The 22,553-nt window shown below is 63.9% G+C and carries 24 protein-coding genes and 6 tRNA genes; 8 read left to right on the top strand and 22 right to left on the bottom strand.

Translation table 11 applies throughout. From position 1 onward, the window contains the following. Positions 1-7 precede the first annotated feature (7 nt). From yjjG to ACPW74_RS08185, 12 genes are all read right to left on the bottom strand, one after another. On the bottom strand, positions 8-688 hold the full coding sequence (yjjG, locus tag ACPW74_RS08240) for a pyrimidine 5'-nucleotidase (protein ID WP_010674855.1): 681 nt from the start codon (positions 686-688) through the stop codon (positions 8-10). Between the two features lie 33 nt (positions 689-721). Beyond that, on the bottom strand, positions 722-2,206 hold the full coding sequence (locus ACPW74_RS08235) for a M17 family metallopeptidase (RefSeq protein WP_425858897.1): 1,485 nt from the start codon (positions 2,204-2,206) through the stop codon (positions 722-724). Between the two features lie 144 nt (positions 2,207-2,350). After that, a tRNA-Met gene (locus ACPW74_RS08230) sits at positions 2,351-2,427 on the bottom strand. 96 nt (positions 2,428-2,523) lie between these two features. Continuing rightward, positions 2,524-2,600 (bottom strand) — tRNA-Met (locus tag ACPW74_RS08225). 96 nt (positions 2,601-2,696) lie between these two features. After that, positions 2,697-2,773 (bottom strand) — tRNA-Met (locus ACPW74_RS08220). A gap of 96 nt (positions 2,774-2,869) precedes the next feature. Beyond that, positions 2,870-2,946, bottom strand: a tRNA-Met gene (locus tag ACPW74_RS08215). A gap of 96 nt (positions 2,947-3,042) precedes the next feature. After that, a tRNA-Met gene (locus tag ACPW74_RS08210) sits at positions 3,043-3,119 on the bottom strand. Positions 3,120-3,215: 96 nt separating this feature from the next. After that, a tRNA-Met gene (locus ACPW74_RS08205) sits at positions 3,216-3,292 on the bottom strand. A 224-nt stretch (positions 3,293-3,516) separates the two neighbouring features. After that, positions 3,517-4,236, bottom strand: a complete 720-nt coding sequence (locus ACPW74_RS08200) for a hypothetical protein (RefSeq protein ID WP_201888306.1) — start codon at positions 4,234-4,236, stop codon at positions 3,517-3,519. Positions 4,237-4,342: 106 nt separating this feature from the next. Beyond that, the gene (locus ACPW74_RS08195; RefSeq protein ID WP_039038583.1) at positions 4,343-5,977 is read right to left on the bottom strand and encodes an ATP-dependent endonuclease; all 1,635 of its coding nucleotides are present in this window, start codon (positions 5,975-5,977) and stop codon (positions 4,343-4,345) included. A gap of 76 nt (positions 5,978-6,053) precedes the next feature. After that, positions 6,054-6,176 (bottom strand): hypothetical protein, encoded by a 123-nt coding sequence (locus ACPW74_RS08190; RefSeq protein WP_256094327.1) that lies wholly within the window; start codon positions 6,174-6,176, stop codon positions 6,054-6,056. A 62-nt stretch (positions 6,177-6,238) separates the two neighbouring features. Then, on the bottom strand, positions 6,239-7,126 hold the full coding sequence (locus tag ACPW74_RS08185; protein ID WP_201985420.1) for a helix-turn-helix domain-containing protein: 888 nt from the start codon (positions 7,124-7,126) through the stop codon (positions 6,239-6,241). A 178-nt stretch (positions 7,127-7,304) separates the two neighbouring features. On the opposite strand from ACPW74_RS08185, the gene ACPW74_RS08180 reads away from it, so the two are divergent. Together ACPW74_RS08180 and ACPW74_RS08175 are read left to right on the top strand one after the other, a co-directional pair. After that, positions 7,305-8,222: a DMT family transporter gene (locus ACPW74_RS08180; protein ID WP_041215090.1), complete on the top strand. Its 918-nt coding sequence runs from the start codon at positions 7,305-7,307 to the stop codon at positions 8,220-8,222. Positions 8,223-8,273: 51 nt separating this feature from the next. Continuing rightward, entirely contained in the window at positions 8,274-9,206 is a 933-nt protein-coding gene (locus tag ACPW74_RS08175) for a LysR family transcriptional regulator (RefSeq protein ID WP_201985419.1), read from the top strand. A gap of 52 nt (positions 9,207-9,258) precedes the next feature. Here ACPW74_RS08175 and ACPW74_RS08170 read toward each other — a convergent pair whose 3' ends face one another. The 4 genes from ACPW74_RS08170 to ACPW74_RS08155 all read right to left on the bottom strand — a co-directional run bounded on the left by ACPW74_RS08170 (position 9,259) and on the right by ACPW74_RS08155 (position 13,259). Then, positions 9,259-10,038 carry a TSUP family transporter gene (locus ACPW74_RS08170; RefSeq protein ID WP_010674863.1) on the bottom strand — a complete coding sequence of 260 codons (780 nt, stop codon included), beginning with the start codon at positions 10,036-10,038 and terminating at the stop codon, positions 9,259-9,261. A gap of 482 nt (positions 10,039-10,520) precedes the next feature. Next, on the bottom strand, positions 10,521-11,270 hold the full coding sequence (locus tag ACPW74_RS08165; RefSeq protein ID WP_010674865.1) for a tRNA-uridine aminocarboxypropyltransferase: 750 nt from the start codon (positions 11,268-11,270) through the stop codon (positions 10,521-10,523). A 190-nt stretch (positions 11,271-11,460) separates the two neighbouring features. Next, positions 11,461-12,450 (bottom strand): D-alanine--D-alanine ligase, encoded by a 990-nt coding sequence (locus ACPW74_RS08160; RefSeq protein ID WP_010674866.1) that lies wholly within the window; start codon positions 12,448-12,450, stop codon positions 11,461-11,463. A 200-nt stretch (positions 12,451-12,650) separates the two neighbouring features. After that, a complete protein-coding gene (locus tag ACPW74_RS08155) occupies positions 12,651-13,259 on the bottom strand; it encodes a 2OG-Fe(II) oxygenase (protein ID WP_223930022.1) in 609 nt (202 codons plus the stop codon). 208 nt (positions 13,260-13,467) lie between these two features. Between ACPW74_RS08155 and ACPW74_RS08150 the strand changes: the two genes are divergently transcribed. Beyond that, a complete protein-coding gene (locus tag ACPW74_RS08150) occupies positions 13,468-13,944 on the top strand; it encodes a glutathione peroxidase (RefSeq protein WP_113070201.1) in 477 nt (158 codons plus the stop codon). 260 nt (positions 13,945-14,204) lie between these two features. Beyond that, positions 14,205-15,593: a DEAD/DEAH box helicase gene (locus ACPW74_RS08145; protein WP_202014961.1), complete on the top strand. Its 1,389-nt coding sequence runs from the start codon at positions 14,205-14,207 to the stop codon at positions 15,591-15,593. Between the two features lie 53 nt (positions 15,594-15,646). Here the strand turns inward: ACPW74_RS08145 and ACPW74_RS08140 are convergent, their stop codons facing one another. From ACPW74_RS08140 to ACPW74_RS08125, 4 genes are all read right to left on the bottom strand, one after another. Further along, on the bottom strand, positions 15,647-16,096 hold the full coding sequence (locus ACPW74_RS08140) for an acetyltransferase (RefSeq protein ID WP_223930024.1): 450 nt from the start codon (positions 16,094-16,096) through the stop codon (positions 15,647-15,649). Positions 16,097-16,158: 62 nt separating this feature from the next. After that, positions 16,159-16,614 carry a GNAT family N-acetyltransferase gene (locus tag ACPW74_RS08135; protein ID WP_223930026.1) on the bottom strand — a complete coding sequence of 152 codons (456 nt, stop codon included), beginning with the start codon at positions 16,612-16,614 and terminating at the stop codon, positions 16,159-16,161. A 23-nt stretch (positions 16,615-16,637) separates the two neighbouring features. Beyond that, entirely contained in the window at positions 16,638-16,970 is a 333-nt protein-coding gene (locus tag ACPW74_RS08130) for a YnfA family protein (protein WP_039038590.1), read from the bottom strand. A 268-nt stretch (positions 16,971-17,238) separates the two neighbouring features. Beyond that, on the bottom strand, positions 17,239-18,084 hold the full coding sequence (locus ACPW74_RS08125) for a DUF5718 family protein (RefSeq protein ID WP_223930030.1): 846 nt from the start codon (positions 18,082-18,084) through the stop codon (positions 17,239-17,241). Between the two features lie 267 nt (positions 18,085-18,351). Between ACPW74_RS08125 and ACPW74_RS08120 the strand changes: the two genes are divergently transcribed. From ACPW74_RS08120 to ACPW74_RS08105, 4 genes are all read left to right on the top strand, one after another. Next, complete coding sequence (locus ACPW74_RS08120) at positions 18,352-18,903, top strand: class IV adenylate cyclase (protein ID WP_128345258.1); 552 nt, start codon at positions 18,352-18,354, stop codon at positions 18,901-18,903. A 26-nt stretch (positions 18,904-18,929) separates the two neighbouring features. Continuing rightward, entirely contained in the window at positions 18,930-19,322 is a 393-nt protein-coding gene (locus ACPW74_RS08115) for an NUDIX hydrolase (RefSeq protein ID WP_039038593.1), read from the top strand. A gap of 101 nt (positions 19,323-19,423) precedes the next feature. Further along, positions 19,424-19,930: a GNAT family N-acetyltransferase gene (locus tag ACPW74_RS08110; RefSeq protein WP_010674875.1), complete on the top strand. Its 507-nt coding sequence runs from the start codon at positions 19,424-19,426 to the stop codon at positions 19,928-19,930. Positions 19,931-20,034: 104 nt separating this feature from the next. Continuing rightward, on the top strand, positions 20,035-20,343 hold the full coding sequence (locus ACPW74_RS08105; RefSeq protein WP_041211493.1) for an antibiotic biosynthesis monooxygenase family protein: 309 nt from the start codon (positions 20,035-20,037) through the stop codon (positions 20,341-20,343). Positions 20,344-20,383: 40 nt separating this feature from the next. On the opposite strand, the gene pdxY is transcribed toward ACPW74_RS08105, so the two are convergent. Both pdxY and ACPW74_RS08095 read right to left on the bottom strand, forming a co-directional pair. Further along, positions 20,384-21,247: a pyridoxal kinase PdxY gene (gene pdxY, locus ACPW74_RS08100; RefSeq protein ID WP_042878015.1), complete on the bottom strand. Its 864-nt coding sequence runs from the start codon at positions 21,245-21,247 to the stop codon at positions 20,384-20,386. Positions 21,248-21,780: 533 nt separating this feature from the next. Continuing rightward, a complete protein-coding gene (locus tag ACPW74_RS08095; RefSeq protein ID WP_201985414.1) occupies positions 21,781-22,536 on the bottom strand; it encodes a DUF429 domain-containing protein in 756 nt (251 codons plus the stop codon). Positions 22,537-22,553 lie beyond the last annotated feature (17 nt).

The following is a 22,553-nucleotide window of genomic DNA, read 5'->3' as shown; positions in this document are numbered from 1 at the left end:
TGGGGACCTACTCTCCCAGCACGATCGCGCAGAGATGGGCGAAGTGGTGGATCTCGTGGGTCGCCTCGCACGGGCCTGTCTCCCGTCCCGGGTTGTACCAGCAGGTGGCAAGCCCCTGGGCGGCGGCACCGGCGATGTCGGTCTTGGGATTGTCCCCCACCATCAACACCCGCGCCGGGCTCGGCTGACCCATCTGCGCCAGGGCATGCTGGAAGATGGCCGCCGCCGGCTTGGTCACCTGCACCTCGTCAGAGATAACGAGAGGCTCAAACCAGCTGTTCCAGCCCAGTTTGTCGAGGCGCCCGCGCTGGGGCAAGCTGAAGCCGTTGGTGATGATCCCCATTCTGACCTTGCTCTTCAGGGCCTGCAGGGTCTCCTCCACCCCCTCCAGCGGCACGCTCAGGGCGATGATCTGCTGCAGGAAGGTCTCGTTCATCGCCATGGGCGCCACGTTGACCTGCTCGGCAAAGAGCGAAAAACGGGTCTGCTGCAGGTGGGTGGCGTCAATCTCCCCTGAGTTGTACTGCTGCCAGAGCCGCTGGTTGAGCGCATGGTACTCCGCCATCTTGGGGGGAGTCGGCGCCACGCCGTAGATCTGCAGGGTCCGCTCCAGCGCCCTGGCGACCGGAAAATCGAGCAGGGTTTCGTCCAGATCGAACAGCACCCAGTCATAGCTTGCTTGTTTCACGCTTGTCCTTATTGATTGTGCTTGGCCACGTTGTCATGCGTCGGGCGCACCCATCCCCAGAGGGCTGTCGAGCAGGGTCAGGGTCAGCCTGACACCAAAGCCGGTTACCTCGCTGCCCACCACGCCATTGCCCCCCTTGTTGCGAAAACCACTCAGGTCGAGGTGCAACCAGGGAAGCTCGGCGGGCACGAAGCGCGTGAGAAAACGGGCGGCATCGATGTGATCCGGGGAGGCGCCCGGCGCGCACTGTAACAGATCGGCCCACTCGCTATCGAGGTTGTCATCGTAATCCTCGTCCAGGGGGAAGGGCCAGACTCGCTCCCCGCTCTGCTGGCCCAGCGCTATCAGAGTGGTGAGCCACTCGGGGCGGTTGGTGAAGGCACCGCTGTAACGGCTGCCGAGCGCCCGTTTGCAGGCGCCAGTCAGGGTGGCGTAGTCGATCAGCAAGTCGGGGTTGTCCCCGGCCGCCAGGGTCAGGGCATCCGCCAGTACCATGCGCCCCTCGGCGTCGGTGTCCACCACTTCGATGGTGGTGCCGTTGAGGGCGGTCACCACCTCACCGGGCCGGAAGGCCTGCGGGCCGATGTGGTTCTCGGCGATGGCGAGCCAGCAGTGCACCTCAACGGGGAGTTTCGCCCGGCTGATGGCCAGCAGCGTGCCAAGGGCCACCGCGCTGCCCCCCATGTCCAGGTGCATGCCATACATGCTGCCACCGACTTTCAGGTTGTAGCCACCGGAGTCGTGGCAGATCCCCTTGCCCACCAGCGCGACGCGGCGCAGCGGGTTGGCCGGACAGTAACTGAGCCTGACGATGGCGGCCTGACCGTCCGCCGAACCACGGGCCACCGCCAGGAAGGCGCCAGCCCCCTTCTGTGCCAGGGTCGCCTCGTCAAACTCCTGCCACTGCCACCCCTCCTGCTGCGCCAGCTCCCGGGCATAGGCCCGGTAATGACGGGCATTGAGCTCGGACGCTGGCAGCACTGCCAGGTGGCGAGCCAGACCGTTGCCTTCGGTTTCTGCGCTCAGGCGGGCCATGTCCAGCTCGCAAGAGGGGGAAAGTTGCAACTGCTGATAACCCGGTCTTGTCGCCTCACTCCGTTTCTGGGTCGGCAGGGTCACATCGGCGGCGAGCAGGCAGGCGAGCACCACCCTTGCCAGTTGCGCGCGATGCTCATCGTCAAAGCCCTCCAGATGGAGCGCCAGGTGCGTCGCCTTGAGGCCCGCCAGCGAGCCCACCCAGCTGCGCACCTGCTTGTAGAGCCGATGATCCAGGACCGGGCGGGCATCCATGAAGATCACCCGTTGCAGCCCCTGACTGTCGTCAAGGGAATAGGGGGCCTTCTGACCCAGGGCTATCTGGGTTGCCACGGCGGCAAAGGGAGGCGTCGCCAGCAGGGTATCGCGCGCTGAGTCGGCAATGAGCAGGAGTTTGACGGCAGCCGGCCCTGCCATTACTTCGGCGAGGGAGGTGCTCTGCATCGTGATTTGGGGAGAAGAATAGCTAAAAGGGGTCATCACAGGGTGCGGCCTCATCCATGAACAGAAAGCAGGATGATACCGAACAAATGGCGAGAGGGATCGGAAAAACACACATTATTGTGTGCAAGCAACAGATGCTGGAGGTAATCAGAGAGGTAATTCAGAAGAAAAGCAGTCAGAAGTTGGTTGCGGGGGCCGGATTTGAACCGACGACCTTCGGGTTATGAGCCCGACGAGCTACCGAGCTGCTCCACCCCGCGTCCGAATTGTATTGCCACCACAAAAAGCAGAGCAGTTGCTTCTTGCTGTCTTCGTTTCCACCGCAGGCGCTAGCGCTTGCCATGAACACAAATAGTTGGTTGCGGGGGCCGGATTTGAACCGACGACCTTCGGGTTATGAGCCCGACGAGCTACCGAGCTGCTCCACCCCGCGTCCGAATTGTATTGCCACCACAAAAAGCAGAGCAGTTGCTTCTTGCTGTCTTCGTTTCCACCGCAGGCGCTAGCGCTTGCCATGAACACAAATAGTTGGTTGCGGGGGCCGGATTTGAACCGACGACCTTCGGGTTATGAGCCCGACGAGCTACCGAGCTGCTCCACCCCGCGTCCGAATTGTATTGCCACCACAAAAAGCAGAGCAGTTGCTTCTTGCTGTCTTCGTTTCCACCGCAGGCGCTAGCGCTTGCCATGAACACAAATAGTTGGTTGCGGGGGCCGGATTTGAACCGACGACCTTCGGGTTATGAGCCCGACGAGCTACCGAGCTGCTCCACCCCGCGTCCGAATTGTATTGCCACCACAAAAAGCAGAGCAGTTGCTTCTTGCTGTCTTCGTTTCCACCGCAGGCGCTAGCGCTTGCCATGAACACAAATAGTTGGTTGCGGGGGCCGGATTTGAACCGACGACCTTCGGGTTATGAGCCCGACGAGCTACCGAGCTGCTCCACCCCGCGTCCGAATTGTATTGCCACCACAAAAAGCAGAGCAGTTGCTTCTTGCTGTCTTCGTCTCCACCGCTGCGCGATGCGCTTGCCATGGACACAAATGGTTGGTTGCGGGGGCCGGATTTGAACCGACGACCTTCGGGTTATGAGCCCGACGAGCTACCGAGCTGCTCCACCCCGCGTCCGAGGTCGCCCATAATAGGCGCCAACGCTGAGATTGCAAGTAAATATCCTAAAAAAAGTTTATTCGGGGATTAAACCGTCACATACTGCGCTCTTTTGCAACAAATCGCAGTTTTTTCAGGCAGCTAGCGATCTCTTCCCCCTCAGGCCCCTCCCCGCCTTGCCCCTCTTTGCCATAAAAAAAGCCCGCACGACAAGGTGCGGGCGGAAGGATGCGCCGGGATCAGGCCAGCTGGTGCAACACGCTGGTCGCCGCAATCTGGGCGATGATGAGGCCGCACAGGGTCACAGAGACCACCACGGGGGCCGTCTCCTGCTGACGGTAGATGGGGCTGAACCAGAGCAGCAGGGCTGCGACCAGCAGGCCGGCCTGGGTCACTACCCCGGGGATCAGCGGGTCGAGCCCGGCGCTGCTCCCCTGCCAACCCACCAGCACCGCCAGCCAGATAAGACTCAGGATGGCGGAGACCAGCCCCGCCAGGGGCAGCAGCAGATTGAAGGCTTGCAGGCGGTGGCGGGCACGCAGCAGCATCAGGTGGGCAAAGGCCGACCCCAGCAGCACCATCTGCAGCAGGCCGCCGAGCCAGCCCTGGATCTGCATCAGACCCAGCCCGTAGAGGGCGAGCGGCATGGCGGGCAACCACAGCAGGGTGGCGGGGATGGCGCGCTTGCCCTCCAGGCGAGACTGGAGCAGGGAGAGCACGATACCGAGCACCAGGGCGGCCCCCCCACTCCAGATGAGCCAGCCCGCAACCTTGGCCTCCACCGCCAGCATCAGGGAGAGCCCGGTGATCACCCAGACCGAGAAGAGCTGGGTAGTGATCCGCGAGCGCTGGCCCGGGCAGAGATCCCCGCGCCACAGGACGAGCCCCACGGCGATCAGGGCCCCCAGGGCCATCAGACCGGTCAGGGGAAAGAGCCAAAAAGGAAGTTGGACGAACATAGGGTCTCCGGCAGCAGTCCGGGTGCGGGTGCACCCATCACAGGGTAAGGAAGGACAAGAGGCAGGGAGTATATCCAAACTCCCCCCGTCTTCCCAACGTCGCCGGTCAGCTTTGTCCCCGGGCAAGGGCGACCACCCGGGCAAACATCTGCTTGAGCACAGGGGGAATGTGCTCGCTGCCGAGACGCTCCGCCTCTTCCACCACCGCCAGGGCCATGCCTGGCTTGCTGCGATGATGGATCGCCTTGGCGATGATGCGCCCGGCGTTGAGGGTGGAGCGCCCCCCGACCCCCGCCTCACGCCGGAACACCCCCTCGAACCCGTTCTGGTAGAGGTAGTGCTCTATGTCTGCCGCCGGCAACTGGGTCAGCCGATCCCGCTCGCGCTCCCCCTTGAGCAGGGAGCGAGCGGAACTCGCATACTTGGCACCCGCCTCGTCACCGTCGGTGAGCAGGTGCCACTCTATGCCAAAGTCCCGGGCCACCTTGATGAGAGGAGCCTGGCCGCACTGGGCGAACTCGATGATGCGCACCCCCTCCGCCCGCAGGCTGTAGCCGCAGATCTGGGCCAGCTCCGAGAGCAGCCAGATCTCGGTCTCCCCTTCCACCAGCAACCAGCAGCGGGCAAACATCGACATGGGCCTGTTGATGCGCACATGGAAGGCAATTTTACGCAGATCGTCGCTGCTGTAGCGCTCCCCTCCCAACTGATGGCAGAGGATGTCCTGCTGGCGGCGCACCAGACGACGCACCTGATTGAGGGGCAAGGAGGAGAGCAGGTCCCCCGAGTTGGTGGTGAGCAGCTTCTGGCCGGGCAACTGCTCCAGCAGACCCCAGGCCAGGGCCAGCATGGTGGGATGCAGGCGGCTCTCGGGGTCTTCCAGCATCAGTATGGGTCTGGCCCCCTCCTCCAGCTCCCGGTTGCCCCGGGCGTGGAGCAGCATGGCCGCCATGCCCGCCATGGCCAGTTGCAGCGCCCGGTTGTCCGCATTGCGCAGCAGTACCTGCAGGTTGCCGGGATTACGCAGGGTCATGGGGCGATTGACGATATCCCGCTGGCTACGAGGCTTGTGCTTGATGGGCGCCAGGGCGCTGAAGTAGTGCTCCATCAACTGCTGCACCGCCTGCAGCGCCTCCTTGAGTTCAGGCTCACCGATGCGCTGGGGCTCGTCGGTGAGCTTGCCGGCCAGCTCGTCCAGCCGCTGCTCGCACAGATCCCCCCAGGGCAGCCGCTCGATGCCCTCCCTGGCGGTACGGGCATCCCGCAGCCTGAACACCGGGTTCATGGTGATGAGCAGACGCACCAGCGCCTCATTGTTGTCGATGGCCAGGCTCTTGCCGATGCCGTCGAGAAAGTCGTGGGTGGTGAGCACGCTGCCATCGTCCTGCAACTCGGCACTGGCACGATAATGCACCCGGTGGAACTTGTCCTTGTGGGGGATCCAGGCCGCCCCGAGGCGGGCCAGACGGCGGGAGTGCTGGCACATCTGGGGACGATACTCGCTGAAGGTGAGCACCAATTGCAATGTGCGCGAGGGTTCGAGCTCGGGATCTTCGGGCCGGTGAAAATCATCCTGACCAAATTGATAGGGCTCGGCATCCCCCAGCAGGCACCAGAGGGCCCGCAGCAGGCTGGATTTGCCCCAGGCGTTTTCGCCGATGAGCACAGTGGTGTTGTCCAGCCCGAGGGAGAGGCGATTTATTCCGCGAAAACCTTTGACTTCAATGCGTTCCAGAAACATGCGGCCATATCCAGTCCATCCTGATGCCGCAATAGTGGCAAAGTTGCCGGAAAAATCCTATCGGGTAACGGCGTTTTCAGCGGGAACTGTGAGGAACGAGCGGTTCGGGCGGCGTCGGCTGGGTGGCGCGATAGAGGGGGGCATTCCAGTGGTTGAACCAGAGATGGCGAGTACGAGTCTGACGTTTGCGATGATTCAATGGGCATTCCTTTCAATGGACAAGAGACAGAGGGTACACCTCTTTTGTCCAGAGTCTCAGGGTTATCTGTGACAGGAGAATGACAACTGGGCTCGCCACTGGCCCGGGCTCAGGCCGAACGCCTCCCGAAAGCGGTTGCCAAAATGGGCATGGGAGGAGAAGCCGCACTGGGCGGCGATGCTGGCCAGGGGCTCGCTTCCGGCCAGCAACTGCTTGGCCCGCTTGAGCCGCAGCCCGAGCAGGTAGCGGTGGGGCGGACAGCCCAGGCTCTGCCCGAACATCCGGGCGAAGTGGTATTCGCTCAGACCCGCCTCCCGGGCGAGCTCTCCCAGGGTGACCGGCTCGGCCAGGTGAGCCTGCAGATACTCCTGCACCCGGCGCACCACGGCCGGGGCCAGGCCGCCACGCACCTCCGGCAGCGCCGGGGCCTCGCGGGTGTGATGGCGATAGGCGTGCAACATCAGCATCCAGGCACCGTGGGAGAGCGCCATGCGATCGATGCCGTGCTGCCAGTCCAGCTTCATCAATTGCCCCTGCACCAGGGCCGCCGCCTGGGGATCGTCGATGAAGGTCTTGTCTTCCAGTTGCAGATGACGCCCCTCCTTGTCACACGCCTGCTCGGCGATGCGGGTGAAGTGGGCGGGGGTGAAGTAGAGGTGGAAGAAGCGAAACTCCTCGCGCACCAGCCACTCGGACCTGTGGTGATCCGGCATGATGCACACCTTGCCGGCACCGCCATGGCCACCGGGGCCGTCCAGCCGCTCGGTCTGCTCGCCCCCCTGCAGGTAGACGCTGATGGTGTGGTTGCCCGGCTTGTGGTAGCGGGTCTGATCGTAGCGGTTGCACCAGCTCGCCACCCCGAGTCCGGGCTCAAGCCAGCAGGAGTCCTCCAGCCTGGCACCGGTGCTCACCAGGGCATCAAAGACCCCTGCCTGTCTTGTCTGCTGCATGGCATGCTGCACGCTTGCGTCCCTCTCTGGCACTTGCCGCCCCTTTCCTGTCGCCATCTTATCGCGCCTCATGGTCAAAGGCTGCGCCTCCGTTGAAAAAACCGCAAGATGGTGCAAGCCGGCACCCCGCCTCACGGTTCATGCTGATCACATCATCTTCTCTTGATGGGATCACACCATGAATCTGATGCTCTATGTTTCCACCGTCCTCATCTGGGGCAGCACCTGGATTGCCATCGCCTGGCAGCTCGGCCCCATCCCCATCGAGGTCTCGGTGCTCTATCGTTTCGCCCTGGCGGCCCTGGCCCTGTTCGCCCTGCTCACGGTGAGCGGCAAGTTTCCGCGCCTGCCCTGGGCGGGCCAGCGTTATGCTGCCCTGCTCGGCGCGTTGCTCTTTTCCACCAACTTCCTCTGTTTCTACCACGCCACCCTCTATATCCCGAGCGGCCTGTCGGCGGTGATTTTCGCCAGCGCCAGCATCTTCAACGGCCTCAATCTCTGGCTGTTCGAGGGTAAACGACCGGGCCTGCGCTGGCTGCAAGGATCGTTGCTGGGGCTGCTTGGCACCCTGCTGCTCTTCTGGCCGGTGCTGGCGGATGCGCAACTGGGTGCAAACGGCTGGAAGGGCTTGCTCTTTGCCTGCGCCGGCACCCTCTGCTTCTCCCTGGGCAACCTGGTCTCCGCCCGGGGACAGCGCCAGGGCTATCACGTATTGCAGATGGTACCCTGGGGCATGGTCTACGGCGTGGCGCTGCTGCTGGGCTGGGTCACGGTACTCGGTCAGTCACTCACCCTGCCCACCGACCCGCGCTACCTCGCCGCCATGGTCTATCTGGCCATCTTCGGCTCCGTCATCGCCTTCACCGCCTACCTCACCCTGGTGGGACGCATCGGTGCCAGCAAGGCGGCCTACGCCACCGTGCTCTTCCCCCTGGTGGCCCTCACCCTCTCCACCTTCTATGAAGGCTTTGTCTGGCAGACGGTCTCCATCGTCGGCGTGGTGGTGAGCCTCATCGGCAACCTGGTGATCTTCGCGCCCCCCGTCAAGGCGTGGCGCTGGCCGCTATCAAGGGCCGCAAACGGTACTTGCCCCTGATGCCACCAGCCCCTAAGGTAACCGCGTCCAACACACGAGGAGGGAGGACGCATGTTACTGGAAGGGCTGGAGACACTCTGCCTGCTGGCAAGCGAGGGCACCATGGCCAAGGTTGCAAGCCGCCTCTATATCAGTCAGTCGGCGGTCAGCAAGCGCATCGCCCAGCTGGAGCAGCGCCTTGGCAAGAAGCTCATCGAGCCGGATGGCCGTCATATCCGCCTCACTCCCCAGGCCCGTGAACTGCTCGCCCGGGTAGCCCCGAGCCTCGCCGAAATGAAGGGGGTGCTGGCGGACAGCCAGATCCTCACGGATCAGACCCCTCTGTCCATCGCCTGCTCCGAAACCCTGCTAGCGGGCTACCTCGCCCGCTTCATGCACGCCTATCTTGAACGGGATCCCCACATTGCCCTCTCTACCCACCACACCCCGGTCATTCTGGCCCGGGTGCGCGGCGGGGATGCCCTGCTCGGGATCTGCGCCGGCCGCCTGCCGCCTGGCCATGGGCTGTGTGCCGAACGGCTGCTGGAGGAGCCCTTCTATCTGGTGGGGGAGGCTCTGGATGAGGCGGCGCAGCCGGATCACCAGGGCGCCTTGCAAGAAACTGTGACCAGCAAGCAACTGGCTGAAGGCGACGTGAGTCAGGGGATGCAGGGCAAGGTGCGCAAGATCCTGACCATGGATCTGGAGAACCCCTCCAACCGCTATCTGCGCGAGCCCCTGGCCGCCCTCGGGCTTATCCCCGCCATGGAGCTCGATTCCTACCTGGCGCTGATCGAGCTGGCCAAGGCAGGCATTGGCCCCGTGCTCCTGCCCGCCGGCCTGCTGGCGCTGGTGGGTGAGCAGGGGACACAGGCACGCCCCCTGCCGGGACTGGGCCGCCCGCTCCACCTGGTCTATCGGCCAAACAGCCTCAAGCGCGATCGCATTGCCCGCCTGGTGCAGGCGCTGCAAGCCCATTTCCGGCAACTGACGGCACAGGGCTGAAACGCAAGAGGGCCCGATCTGCGATCGGGCCCTCGTCATGGCGGGTACCGGCTCAGCCCAACCAGGCAAAGAGCTCGGGGTACTGGCTCCACACCAGCTTGGCGGACATCACCAGGGAGACGGTCACCAGCAGCGGCTTGATGAGCTTCACCCCTTTCTTGAGCACCAGCTTGGAGCCCATGCGCGCCCCGATGAACTGCCCCAGCGCCATGCACAGCCCCACGCTCCACACCACCTTGCCCCCCAGGGTGAAGAAGAGCAGAGAAGCGATGTTGGAGGTGAAGTTGAGCAGCTTGGTGTGGGCGGTGGCCCGCGCCATGCCGAAGCCCGCCAGGGCCACGAAACCGATGGCAAAAAACGACCCCGTGCCCGGCCCGAAGAAGCCGTCATAAAAGCCCACGCCCCCTCCCACCAGCAGGGCGAACGCCATGGGGGTGAGGCGGCGCTGGCTCTCCGCATCGCTCACCCTGGGGGAGAAGTAGAAGTAGCAGGCAAACGCCATCAGCAGGAAGGGGAGCAGCCGCTCCAGGATGGCGGCATCGATGGTCTGCACCGCCAGGGTGCCGATGGCCGCCCCGATGAAGGTGCAGATGACAGCCGGCCAGATGATGGCCCACTCAAGGAGCCCCTTGCGGGCATAAAACCAGGTGGCGGAGAAAGAACCGAAACTGCTCTGCAACTTGTTGGTGCCAAGCACCAGGGCCGGCGGCATGCCGGTGGCCAGCAGGGCCGGCACCGTCAAGAGCCCTCCGCCCCCGGCGATGGCATCGATAAAGCCGGCGATGAGGGCCACCCCGAACAGGGCGACCAGGGTGAGCAGTTCCAGTTCCATCCATAGACCTCGTGTGATTGGCGGCGCCCGGCATGGCCTGGAGCCTGAAGGAGTCAACAGGTCGCTATCCTAGCGAGGGCGGGCTCATGAAGCCAACGAAACAATGGCAGCCAACTAATTCCTTATTTTCATTAATCAGCGTGCGAGAGGGCCTGTGCTTTGATAGCCGCCACCCACTGCAACAGGGGCGCTTCATCCTCGCCGGGTGCACGGCTTACCCGGCCAGCCATCTAGCGGCTGCTGATGAGGATTAATCCAGAGCGCGGCTCTGGCCCTTGATGGCCTCCACCCCCTGCAACAGGGGCGCTTCATCAGCACCGGGCGCACAGCTTACCCGGCCAGCCATGTAGCGGCTGCTGATGAGGATTAATCCAGAGCGCGGCTCTGGCCCTTGATGGCCTCCAGCCCCTCCAGCAGGGGCGCTTCATCCTCACCGGGCGCACGGCTTACCCGGCCAGCCATGTAGCGGCTGCTGATGAGGATTAATCCAGAGCGCGGCTCTGGCCCTTGATGGCCTCCAGCCCCTCCAGCAGGGGCCCTTCATCAGCACCGGGTGCACGGCTAACCCGGCCAGCCATGTAGCGGCTGCTGAAGAGATTGAACCAGAGCTGCAGCGCCTGTCCCGCCCGCAGCTCCCCGGCCACTTCCAGCACGCAGGCGGCCACCTCGGCGGTGCACAGGTGCTCGTCGCTGTGGGCGACGCGCATGCCGTAGGTAGAGAGCGCATCCGGCTTGATGGCGAGCACCGGGAAGCCGTCCAGATAGGGACTCTTGTTGAACATCTTGCGCGCCTCGGGCCAGGTGCCGTCCAGCAGGATGAACAGCGGCTTCTTGCCGGGGGCCAGTACCACCTCGCCGGTCAGGCGGTCGGGCGCTTTCTCGCAGGCGGGAAAGACCAAGTAGGGCTGCCAGGCGGGATCCGCCAGCAGGGCCAGCAGCTCGGGATGGGGTTCGGTACGCGACCAGAGAAAGGCCCAGGTGGAGTCCGGCAGCACGTCGGCGATGAGGCGCCCGGTGTTGGAGGGCTTCATGGGCTCGCTGTCATACATCATGAGGCAGAAACCGGCCTCGGCCTTGAGCGCCGGGCGCCAGTCGCAGGCACACCAGTCGTGGCGCAGCTGGCAGGCATCACAGCGTGGCACGCTGCCGCCACGGGCAAGAAAGGGTCGGGTCGAGACGCTCTTGCGCCAGATGCGCAGGCGGTTGACGGCGTGATCGGGGATGGGCTTCATGGAACGCGGCTCTGACGGTGCCTGTGGCGGGACAAAAGGGGGCTGATTGTAACGGCGCGCCCTCCTGGCGGCAAGGCTTGCCGGGCGGCGCCCTGCCCCCTTCCCTCCCCGCGCTCTGCCCGCTTCCCCCCATGAAAAAAGGGGCCCTGAGGCCCCTACTCACCATCCGTTGCAACCGGGTCTGGCGACATCAGACCGCCTTTCGCAGGATCTGCTCCAGATAGTGCGCGAAGCTGTGGCCGTGGTGCTCCAGCAGTTTCGGGAACATGGAGATGGAGGTCATGCCCGGGAAGGTGTTGATCTCGTTGAGCAAAATCTCCCCCTCTTCGGTCAGGAAGAAGTCGATGCGCGACAGGTGGGTCAGCTTGAGCTGACGGAACGCCTTGAGCGCGTACTCGTGAATGGCGTCAGCCTGCGCCTGAGTCAGTCCCTCGGCCTTGAGCGCGGTCTCGGTGTGACTGGCACTGCTGTACTTCTCTTCATAGGTGTAGAACTTGTCCTGGGGTACGCAGATCTCCCCCGGATAGGTGGCCACCAGCTCGTCACCATACTGGTAGACCGCCACTTCCAGCTCGCGGGGCTTGACCGCTTTTTCGATCAATACCTGCTCGGAGTAACCGAAGGCATCGGCAATACCCTTCACCAGGTCTGCCTCGTTGCTGGCGGAGTAGCAACCCACGGAAGAGCCCTGGGAGGCCGCCTTGATGAAGACCTTGCCCCACTTGGCCAGCGCCGCTTTCGCCTCGATCAGGCTCGCCTCGCCTTGCTCGGTCAGGAACAGGTAGGGGGTATTGGGGATGCCGATGGCGGTGAGCCACAGCTTGGTGGTGATCTTGTTGAAGCACACCTTGCTCGCCTCGGCGTCACAACCCAGATAAGGCAGGCCGGCCAGCTCGAGGAAGGATTGCAGATCGCCGGTCTCACCGGGATAGCCGTGGATGCAGGGCACCACGTAGTCCACCGGACGGGCCACGCTGTCGAACGAGAGCAGCTTGTCCAGCCCCAGCTTGCACTCGCGACCGTCGGCGGAGAGCCAGCGGTCGGCAAACATCTCGACCCGGGTCACTTCGATACCGGGCAGGAGCCCGAGCTGTTTTTCGAGGAAATTGGCGCTGCGCAGCGAGACTTCGTGCTCGGAGCCGCCACCGCCGCACAGCAGCAAGACATGCATGTTCTTCATTAGATGTGATCCCTTGGGAGAAGCGGCTTCGTCATCACCATGTCAAACCCAACCGCATGAAAACCGGACGAAGCCAGAAACGAACATAAGTGCGGGCAGTGTAGCAAGGGAGGGGAAGCCTTGTCAGCCGATGGGGCGCACCTCCCCCTGCCCGGGCAGATAAAAGTCTCTTCCTGTGTCAGAAACAGGATGAAATGCGCTCAGCGGGGAGGATCGACCCGCCCGGCGCCATTGCCGTTGACCCGAAACCAGCCGGCAATGCTGTAGCGCTCCCGGCTTGCGGGCAGCACCTCGTGGGGAAACTCTTCAGACAGGAAGAGCACCAGCCGCCCGCCCCGGGGGGAGACATCCATCAGAAACTGCTCGCTGTCGTCATAGACCCGCAATATTCCCCCCGCCTCTGGCTGCCAGTCGTTGTTCAGGTAGAACACCGAGGTGAGCCGGCGGTTGGATCGCCCGGCGAAGGCGTCGCGATGGGTGGCGTAGAAGTCCCCCTGACGGTAGCGGGCAAAGTGGGCCTCGTAGTCGAACAGCCCCAGCATCAGGCTGCGATTGGCGGCCAGACGCAGGGACTCCATCCGGGCCAGATAGTCGGCCACCGGCGCGCCGAGGGAGGCGTCGAGCCAGTGGATCTGATCCCGACGGATATCGCGGTTGTCCTGATGCAGGGTCTCGCGCCCGATCCCCGCCGGTCGCCACTCGTCCGGCAGGCAAGCCTTGAGGGCACCCACCTCGGCGGCGGTTAAAAAATCATCCACTATCACCCAACCCCGGGTGTAGATGGCATCCATGACGGCTTGATAGTCCAAGATAGGCTCGCAGCGAGGGGAGAGAGTGCGCTTTGTAGCGACTTCGGACCATCGGCACAAACCGGATTGCTTCTCTTGAGAAGTCCCGCCATCAATAGGAGTCTGGGGGGCACAGACGCCCTCCCCCTTGCTCCCCGGCCCTCGGCCCGTTAACGTGCAAGGATTGTCCCCCGGGCGCCTTGTCGCCCCTCTTGCATCAGGAGAAACCATGCCCCTGCCCCTCATCCCCCTGCAACGACTCGATGGCACGGCCTGGTCCACCGCCGATCTGCAGGGCCGTGTCGTGCTGGTGGTCAACGTGGCAAGCCGCTGCGGTTTTACCCCCCAATACACCGGGCTTGAGGCCCTCTATCGCCAGTTCGGCCCCCAAGGCTTCGAGATCCTGGGCTTTCCCTGCGATCAGTTCGGCCATCAGGAGCCGGGCGATGCCGAGGAGATCGCCCGCTTCTGCTCCCTCGACTACCCGGTCAGCTTCCCCCTGATGGCCAAGTGCGAGGTCAACGGCGTCGGTGCCCACCCCCTCTATCGCTGGCTCAAGGAGCAAAAGCCCGGGCTCCTTGGCAGCGAGGCCATCAAGTGGAACTTCACCAAGTTCCTGATTGACCGTGAAGGCCGGGTGGTGGACCGCTTCGCCCCCCAGACCAGGCCGGAGGATCTGGTGCAGGCCATCGAGGGACTGCTCTGACGGGCGTGCGCCGAGGCCAGGGGGCCCCTCTTAGCGCCCCCCTGGCCTTTCCCTGCCGGGATGGCCGTGGCAACCCTGCTCGCGACACGGCTGCTGCGCGTGCGCCTCGCATCTGCTATATTACGCGCCCACTGTCTCTTGTGCGGTCGCTTTGCCGGGCTCAGGCCCAGCCTCGATGGCGGCCCACCCTATTTTCCATGTCGTGACGGACCAAGGCTGCCGTCACCCGTTGAGCCCAAGGCTCGGAGTGTCCCTCGAACATGTCATTCAATGAACTGGGTCTGTCACCGCACATCCTGCGGGCCGTCAAGGAGCTGGGTTACGAACAACCCACCCCCATCCAGCAGCAAGCCATTCCCGCCATCCTGGCCGGGCAGGACGTGCTAGGCGGCGCCCAGACAGGCACGGGCAAGACGGCCGGTTTCACCCTGCCCATGCTTCATCGACTGCTGGCCAACCACGGCCGTGGCGGTCGTCGCCAGGTGCGAGCCCTGGTGCTGACCCCGACCCGGGAGCTGGCCGCCCAGGTGGGCGAGAGCATCATCAAATATGCCCACCACCTGCCGTTTCGTACCCTGATCGCCTATGGCGGCGTCAGCATCAAGCCGAACCTGGACGCCATCAAGCTCGGGGTCGACATCCTGGTCGCCACCCCGGGCCGCCTGCTGGATCTGCTGACCCAGGGCGCCCTGACCCTGAGCGCCCTCGAGGTGCTGGTGCTGGATGAAGCGGACAGAATGCTCGACATGGGGTTCATCACCGACATTCGCCGCATCATGAAGGCCCTGCCGGAGGAGCGTCAGACCCTGCTCTTCTCCGCCACCTTCTCCAATGACATCAAGGCGCTGGCGGACGATCTGCTCAAGGATCCCACCCTCATCGAGGTGGATCCCAGCAACACCGCCGCCGAGCAGGTAAGCCAGCGCATCATCCAGGTCGATCGGGAACGCCGCCGGGAGATGCTCTCCCACATGATTGGCCGTGGCAACTGGCAGCGGGTGCTGGTGTTCGTGCGCACCAAGCAGATTGCCGACAGGCTCGCCCAGCAAATGCAGAAAGATGGCCTGGATACAGTCGCCATCCACGGTGACAAGAGCCAGGGGGCCCGCAACCGGGCGCTGGCGGATTTTCGTGAAGGCAAGGTGCGGGTGCTGGTTGCCACCGACATCGCCGCTCGCGGCCTGGACATCGATCAGCTGCCCCACGTGATCAACTTCGAGCTGCCCCAGATGGCGGAGGATTACATCCACCGCATCGGCCGCACCGGCCGCGCCGGCCGTGGCGGCGAGGCCATCTCTCTGGTGAGCCAGGACGAGCTGGGCCAGCTCAAGGAGATCGAGGCGCTGATCGGCCAATCCCTGACCGTGGAGATCCTGGAAGGATACGAGCCGAGCGGCAAGCCGAGCCGCCAGACCCTGCCGGGCAGCAAGCCGGTGCAAAACCCGCCCCGCGCCCGTGGCCATGCCAATACCAAGGGCAAACCCGCCGCCGGGAAAGGCAAAGGGGATGGCGCCAAGAAGCCGGCCCAGCCTGCGCAAAACAAGTCCCGCAAGCGGGAAGTGGTGGGCGAGGACATCGGTTTCGCCCCCATGCGCCGTCTACCCAAGGCCCAGCGGGGCGACTATCAGGACAACTCCAGCGAGGAGTGAAGGGCGCGAGCCAAACCTCCTGAACAACAAAAAACCGCCCTCGGGCGGTTTTTTCATGCGCCAGCCTCGGCAGACAGGACCAGATGCAGCAGGGGATAAGGTTTGCCCTGGCCATCCAGGGGGGAGCGCCCCGTCACCTCGAAGCCCATCCGTCGGTAAAACCCACAGGCCCCTTCGTTTTGCTCGTTCACATCCACCCGGCGCGCCCCGAGATTGGCGATGGCATGGGCCACCAGTTGGCGACCCACCCCCTGCCCCATCCCGGCGGGGGCGACGAACAGCATCTCGATATTGCCCTCGGCCACCCCGATAAAACCGACGATCTCGCCATTGTCTACTCTGGCACAGTTCAGCGTCACGGCATCGAAATAGTGCTCCAGGATCAAGGGCCTCAGGGCCGCTATGTCGGCTTCTTGCAGGAAGTGGTGGCTGGCGCGCACCGAGGCCTCCCAGATGGTGATAAGGGTTGGGTGAGCGCACTTTTGTGCGGCGTCAATTTTCATCGCTACCTCAATATGTTGCGGATAACAGCCCACGCCTTTGATGATGCAGCAGTCCATGGGACTTATTGCGGCGCCTTGATAACAAACCCTTTCTCGATGCCGGCCTTGAAACCGAGTCCCTCATAGAGGCGATGAGCGGCCTCCCGCTCCTCCCCTGAGAGCAGCATCACCTTGTAGCAATCCAGCTCCCAGGCCAGCGCCAGGGTATGCTCCAGCAACTGATGGCTGAGCCCCTGGCGGCGAAACGCGGCACCCGTGATCACATGCTCTATGATGCCGAAGAGTCGGCCGCCGTTGGTGAGGGTCGGGATCACCCCGAGCTGGCAGCTGGAGGCCAGCTGGCCCTCCACCAGGGCCACCATGATGCGGGTATGGGGCAGATCAAGCATCGCCGCCAATCCCTCGCGGGCCCCTTGCTCGTCGAGCACGGGGTCCTGAGGCCTGAGTTCCTGATAAAGGGCCAGCAGCCCGGCCAAGTCCTGCGCCTCACACTCTCTTATCACCACTGTCGTCATCATGCTGATCTCCCTTGGCATCGATATCAGGCGGGTCTTGGGGCAAACATGATGATGGCCATGCCGATCAGGGCCACCCCGGCCCCCACCAGATCCCACAGGCTGGGTTTGATGCCATCCACGGCCCAGAGCCAGAGAATGGCCACGAAGATGTAGACGCCGCCATAGGCGGCATAGACGCGGCCAGCGGCGGTCGGGTGCAATGAGAGCAGCCAGGCGAACAGGGCCAGGCTCAGGGCCGCGGGCAGCAGCAGCCAGACGCTCTTGCCCTGGGTCAGCCAGAGATAAGGGAGATAACAGCCCAGGATCTCGGCAACCGCAGTCACCAGAAACAGGGCCAGGGTCTTGAGTTCAACCATGAATACTCGGGATCCTTGCAGGCAGAATGGACTTCTTGTGGCAAATCATACTGTTATATCCAGCCACTGCAATCGGCTTTCGAGGTGCACGGTTCAGGGCACGGGAGGCAGATGGCGGAGCGCGAACAGGATCGAGGAACATCATGCGCTTGGCATGGCGTGCGGTAGGTATAGAGGGTATGCAAACAGGGGGTAGAAAGCCGACAGGGAACGGGCTGCGCTGTGCTTAAAAACAGTCAGGCCCGCCGAAGCGGGCCTGACGACAGGATTAGCGGGTCTTGACCGCCTGCAGCAGCACGGAGACATCCGGCCCGAAGCGGCGGGCTCGGATGGCCTCCTGGATAACCTGCTCGTCGTAGCGACTGGCGGGGTAGACCACCACGCAGGCGGTGTCACCGGGAGCGAGGAAGTGGGTCTCGCCAAAGGGGGTGTAGCGGGTGGCACCGATGCTGATGAGCGCATGGGCCGGGCGCCCCGCCTGGGCCAGCAGCCCCTGGATATGCTCGGCCGGGCCTTCGTCCTGCTGATGGTTGAACTTGTCGATGGCCCACGCCAGCAACTGACCGTGGAAGTAGCTGTAGTCCACCGCCGCGCTGTCGATCCCGTAGGGGTGCAGCTCGCCGCCGCGCTCCAGGTAGCAGGCGATGCGGTAGTCATCGAGCTCGCATCCTGCGGCAAAGTGGGTCAGGGGCAGCAGGTTCGCGGCCAGCCCCTTGCTCTCTTCACCCCAGTTTTTCTTCTCGCTGATCTTGTTGGCATTGGGGCGACGGATGGAGCAGTCGTTGTAGGCGCCAAACGCCTTGGGATGGATGGCCACCACCTGCTCCCCCGCGTACTTCAGCTCGCACCAGAGCGCCACCTCGGGTTCAATCTGCACCTTCTCGTCCCCGCTCACCGCCGCCTCCGGCAGGAAGATGGCCTCGCCGCTCAGGGGAAAGACCCCGAGCTGGCCGGGATGGTTCGGCACATAGAAGGGGAACAGCGCCTTGGGGGCGACCTTGTCGTCAACCTTGACGGCGACGAAATCCGCCGCCTCCCCTGCCTGCTCCAGGTGACCGGCGAAGTTGCCCGCCACGCCCAGTCCGATAAAGGGGGTCTTTGAGGTGATCTGCATCTGTGGCTCCACTGGCGCGGCCGGGGCCGACGCCTCGTTGTCGTTGTTCAGGGCGGCAATACCGCCAAAGAGGGAGCTCATTAGAGCACAGCCCCCGGACGGCGCCCAGCCACCGGGCCACAAGCTGTGCACCAGGGCGGGTTTTCCCTCACCATCTGGTCATAAAGTCGGCAGTCGATGCGAAGCTGTGATCCCGATGCTTGGGAGAGCCCGGCACTTTTGCTAGGCTGCCCTATTCATTTGCCGTTCGGGAGCCGTCGCAAGGCCATGACCACCCACTTTCAGGGGCGCTTCGAGGTGGAGTTCAAATACCGCCTGACGGACAGCGCCGCCTTTGTGCATACCCTCACGGCCCTCGGCCCCGAGGTGATGGTGGCGGACAATCATGAGCAGGACTGCTACTTCGACACGGCAGACGGCGCCCTGGCTCGGGCAGAGAAGAGCCTGATCATCCGCACCATGGCCCCCAGCGGCATCCGGCTCTGGATAGTCAAAGGGCCCGGACCCGATCGCTGCGAGGCGGTCAACATCACCGACGCCGACAAGGCCGCCAGCATGGTGCGCACCCTGGGCTACCAGCCGGTGCTGACCATCGACAAGCGGCGCAGCATCTATTTTCTGGGGGCCTTCCACGTCACGGTGGATCACCTGGCAGGTGTCGGTGATTTTGCCGAACTCGCCATCATGACTGACGACGAGGCCGCCCTGCCCGCCTACCGCGCGCAGTTGCTGGCGCTGGCTAGCCGGCTGGGACTGGCGCTCGAGATGCGGGAAACCCGCTCCTATCGCACCCTGTGCGAGCAGCGAGCCCCCCTTTGACAAGCAGCAACAAGAGGAATCTGCCCATGATCGACAAACTCGCCTGGCTGACCTTCAAGGAGGGACAACTGCTGTGCGCCCGCTCCCACGGCAAGGACATCTACTACATACCGGGGGGCAAGCGCGAGCCGGGCGAGAGCGACGAGGCGGCCCTCGTTCGTGAAATCGAGGAAGAGCTCGCGGTCACCCTGAAACCCGACACCCTGGCGTTCGCCTGCGAGTTCAGCGCCCAGGCGGACGGCAAGCCGCAAGGGGTGAATGTCAATCTGCGTTGCTACACGGGGGACGCCGACGGCACGCCCGTCGCCTCGGCGGAGATCGCAGAGCTGCGCTGGCTGGACAGCCGCCACCTCGCCGAAGTTTCCCCCGTCTCCCGCCTGCTGTTCCAGTGGCTGGCAGCGCAGGGACTGATCCATTAAGAGACGGCGCACCTGACCGGATGATAATGGCACCGGCAGGAGAGTCCGCGCCCGAGACGTTAATCCCCCACGTGGGCCAAGAGAGATGATGAGGACATTCAATGGAGATCCTTGAGGTCGAGAGCACCAGAGGCATCAAACCGGCGCTGATCGCCCTGCTGCAAGATTGCGTGGCCAGCGGTGCCTCGGTGGGCTTTCTGCCTCCCCTGCAGGAAGAGCAGGGGCTGGCGTACTGGCAAGGCATCGAGGGGGAGCTGGCGGATGGAGTGCGCAAGCTCTGGGTGGCGTTTGATCAGCACCATCTGGTGGGCGCCCTGCAGCTCTCCCTGTGCACAAAGGCCAACGGGGGCCACAGGGCCGAAGTGGAAAAGCTGATGGTCCACAGCCAGGCCCGTGGTAAGGGGGTGGGTCGCGCCCTGATGAACGCCATGGAGCAAGGGGCCCGGGACGCCAGGCGTACCTTGCTGGTGCTGGATACCCGGGTCGGCGACGTGGCCTCCAGCCTCTATCGCCAGCTCGGCTATCAGGAGGCCGGCCAGATCCCGGACTTCGCCCGCAATGGAGACGGCACCCTGGCCGCCACCCAGTTCTTCTACAAGCAGCTCTGAGGCAGACGGCCTGGCAAGAGCGGACAGCGTGCCGGTCTTGCCCCCGCCAAGGCTCGGCGCACATAGGTTTTTGGTTCAATCAGACTCATCGGCAAGGAGCCATCATGATATTGGAAGTCGCCCATCTGCAGATCATTCCCGGCAAGGCCACTGACTTCGAGCAGGCCTTCGCCCGGGCCCAGCACATCATCAGCGCCATGCCCGGCTACCTGGGCCACCAGTTGCAGCGTGCCCTGGACGATCCCCATCACTACCTGCTGCTAGTGCAGTGGGAACGGTTGGAAGATCACACCCGGGGGTTCAGGGGCTCCCCTCAGTACCAGGAGTGGAAGGCCCTGCTGCACCACTTCTACGACCCCTTCCCCAGGGTCGAACATTTTCAGGATGCAACACCGATCAGTGCCGCAAGCTGAGCCTTGATCAGCTCGTCCCGTCACGGGCTGATCAATGGCGTCAGGCCAGGCGCTCGGCCCTGTGGGCAATCTGCGGCTCGGCAAAGGCGCTCTGGGCCGCGATGAGCTGCAGCTCGTAGGCATTCGCCTCCCAGGTCTGTCGCAGCACCGCATCCACCGCGGCGTTGGTGCGCTCGAAGGCGCTCACCCCATCATATCCCGCCTGCAGGTTGGCCAGCATCAGGGCGCTGATGAGATCCCCCACGCCCACCGGTTGGCGCGCGAAATCGTAAAGGGGACGGGCGATCAGATAGTCTCCCTCGGGGGTGGCAAGCAGCATCTCGAAGCGGCCGGGGACGCTGGCGGCGCGACCCAGGTGCTTGACCAGCACCATCTTCACCCCCTTCTCCAGCAACTGGTGTGCGGCGACCCGGGTCTGGGCCAGGGTTGTCAGATGGACATCGCACAGGGTCTCCAGCTCCAGCAGATTGGGGGCCATGATGTCCGCCACCGGCAGGGCCTGCTCGGTGAGAAAGCGGGTGACGCCCGGGGCGACGATGCACCCCTTCTCCGGATGCCCCATCACGGGATCGCAGAAATAGAGGGCCGCCGGATTGGCTCGCTTCACCGCCGCCACCACCGCCAGGATCTCGTCCCCCTGCTCCGCCGAGCCCAGATAGCCGCTCAGCACCGCATCGCAGCGCGCCAGCACCTCGATATTGCAAAGCCCCTGGCACAGGGCGGCAATGTGGCCCGCCGGCATTGCCATTCCCTGCCAACCCGCCTCGTACTGGGTGTGGTTGGAGAACTGCACCGTATTGATGGGCCACACCTCCATGCCGAGACGGCGCATGGGGAACACGGCGGCGCTGTTGCCGGCACAGCCAAACACCACGTGGGACTGGATAGAGAGAATGCGTTTCATCGACACCACCGCACAAGAAACCTGAGGAAAAGAGGCAATATATCGGATGAAGAGACGGCTCTTCCAGCAATTAACGCCCTGACTCCCTATTTATGCTTCTGCAGGCCTAACTTGCCGCATATTTGACCGCCGCTACCCTGTTTCTGCACAACCCTGGAGCCATCTGCCCGCGGCTGCGGGGTGATAAATGTACTTGTACGCCTCTTGTCTGATGGCATACGAGGTGATTTTTAAACCAGCCATAAACAGTCGGGATCAAGGATGAGGTCCGATGAAAAGGCGGCAGTCGGCAGTCGGCAGTCGGCAGTCGGCAGTCGGCAGTCGGCAGTCGGCAGTCGGCAGTCGGCAGTCGGCAGTCGGCAGTCGGCAGTCGCAAAATAAGGCAACAAGGGCAAGGGTCAAGGGGACGTCGGAAGATCACAAGGACGAACGCGGCCTGCCCTTGCCTGACACCGTGGCAACGGCAAGCCATACGAAGTGGCGACAGCAAGTCGCCAGCAGTCATCAGAGGGAGCGCGGTGCCCTTGGGCGTCTCAATCCCGGGCGAAGTGGTAGACCCAGCCTTCGTCCGGTGCCATCTCCTCCGGCAGGTCCACCAGAGCAGGCAGCGAGGTGACGACCCCTTCAGCCGCATATTGCAGGGCCATCAGGGCGCAGAGCGCGGCATCATAGGGATCCGTTCCAGGGATGAGGGACGCCGGCAGGTGGGGTTGCAGCTCGGGCCGCACCGCAGAGGCTTTGCCCCCCATTTTGGCCAGGGCGGGATAGACCTCCAGCACCGCGCGCCCGGCAGCCCTCGCCTGTTTTGGCACCAGTTGCAGATCCCCGAGACGCGGCAGCATGGAGAGGGCCAGGGTGGCGTTGTTGCCGAGCCTGTCGAAGGTGGCGGAGAGGGGCTTCTTGCCATAATGCTGATGGAGCCAGCGCTCGCAATCCCGGTAGGCGTAAGGGTTGTCAATCTCCCGCTGAGGCACGGGAGAGCCGCTCCCCCGCCCCGCCAGCAGATCGGCGAGGGCGCGGGGAAAGGCCAGGGGCGCATCGATGCCGAGAGCAAGGCGCGGGCAGGCCAGCACCTGCATCAGCGCCACCTCGTCTTGCAGGGCCGGGCGCAGCAGGGCATCCAGATCCGGCGCGACCCGGGAGCTCAGCCGAAACAGGGGGGAGATCCCGAGCCAGTGCAGACGCGACTCCCGGGCCTGCCAACCCACCACCGCCACCGCCTGGGCATTGCCCTGCCAACCCCTCACGTCCCAACCGATGCCGATGGCGTCCATGTGTTCCGTTGTCATGCCCCTGTTACCTCTGT

Origin of the sequence: Aeromonas sp. INTO2 (genome assembly GCF_049860605.1) — a bacterium.
Taxonomy (GTDB): Bacteria; Pseudomonadota; Gammaproteobacteria; order Enterobacterales; family Aeromonadaceae; genus Aeromonas; species Aeromonas caviae.
Note: the sequence above shows the minus strand (reverse complement) of the source record. Positions and strands in the feature narration are given on the sequence as shown.

Bases quoted from the DNA above. Each gene is read 5' to 3' on its own strand.
- ACPW74_RS08105 (WP_041211493.1), top strand. From the start codon at position 20,035: ATGATATTGGAAGTCGCCCATCTGCAGATCATTCCCGGCAAGGCCACT.
- ACPW74_RS08160 (WP_010674866.1), bottom strand. From the start codon at position 12,450: ATGAAGAACATGCATGTCTTGCTGCTGTGCGGCGGTGGCGGCTCCGAG.
- ACPW74_RS08175 (WP_201985419.1), top strand. From the start codon at position 8,274: ATGTTACTGGAAGGGCTGGAGACACTCTGCCTGCTGGCAAGCGAGGGC.
- ACPW74_RS08140 (WP_223930024.1), bottom strand. From the start codon at position 16,096: ATGAAAATTGACGCCGCACAAAAGTGCGCTCACCCAACCCTTATCACC.
- ACPW74_RS08185 (WP_201985420.1), bottom strand. From the start codon at position 7,126: ATGCAGCAGACAAGACAGGCAGGGGTCTTTGATGCCCTGGTGAGCACC.
- ACPW74_RS08120 (WP_128345258.1), top strand. From the start codon at position 18,352: ATGACCACCCACTTTCAGGGGCGCTTCGAGGTGGAGTTCAAATACCGC.
- ACPW74_RS08095 (WP_201985414.1), bottom strand. From the start codon at position 22,536: ATGACAACGGAACACATGGACGCCATCGGCATCGGTTGGGACGTGAGG.
- ACPW74_RS08130 (WP_039038590.1), bottom strand. From the start codon at position 16,970: ATGGTTGAACTCAAGACCCTGGCCCTGTTTCTGGTGACTGCGGTTGCC.
- ACPW74_RS08145 (WP_202014961.1), top strand. From the start codon at position 14,205: ATGTCATTCAATGAACTGGGTCTGTCACCGCACATCCTGCGGGCCGTC.
- ACPW74_RS08200 (WP_201888306.1), bottom strand. From the start codon at position 4,236: ATGTTCGTCCAACTTCCTTTTTGGCTCTTTCCCCTGACCGGTCTGATG.
- ACPW74_RS08135 (WP_223930026.1), bottom strand. From the start codon at position 16,614: ATGATGACGACAGTGGTGATAAGAGAGTGTGAGGCGCAGGACTTGGCC.
- ACPW74_RS08195 (WP_039038583.1), bottom strand. From the start codon at position 5,977: ATGTTTCTGGAACGCATTGAAGTCAAAGGTTTTCGCGGAATAAATCGC.
- ACPW74_RS08110 (WP_010674875.1), top strand. From the start codon at position 19,424: ATGGAGATCCTTGAGGTCGAGAGCACCAGAGGCATCAAACCGGCGCTG.
- ACPW74_RS08115 (WP_039038593.1), top strand. From the start codon at position 18,930: ATGATCGACAAACTCGCCTGGCTGACCTTCAAGGAGGGACAACTGCTG.
- ACPW74_RS08180 (WP_041215090.1), top strand. From the start codon at position 7,305: ATGAATCTGATGCTCTATGTTTCCACCGTCCTCATCTGGGGCAGCACC.
- ACPW74_RS08170 (WP_010674863.1), bottom strand. From the start codon at position 10,038: ATGGAACTGGAACTGCTCACCCTGGTCGCCCTGTTCGGGGTGGCCCTC.
- pdxY (WP_042878015.1), bottom strand. From the start codon at position 21,247: ATGAAACGCATTCTCTCTATCCAGTCCCACGTGGTGTTTGGCTGTGCC.
- ACPW74_RS08150 (WP_113070201.1), top strand. From the start codon at position 13,468: ATGCCCCTGCCCCTCATCCCCCTGCAACGACTCGATGGCACGGCCTGG.
- ACPW74_RS08165 (WP_010674865.1), bottom strand. From the start codon at position 11,270: ATGAAGCCCATCCCCGATCACGCCGTCAACCGCCTGCGCATCTGGCGC.
- ACPW74_RS08125 (WP_223930030.1), bottom strand. From the start codon at position 18,084: ATGCAGATCACCTCAAAGACCCCCTTTATCGGACTGGGCGTGGCGGGC.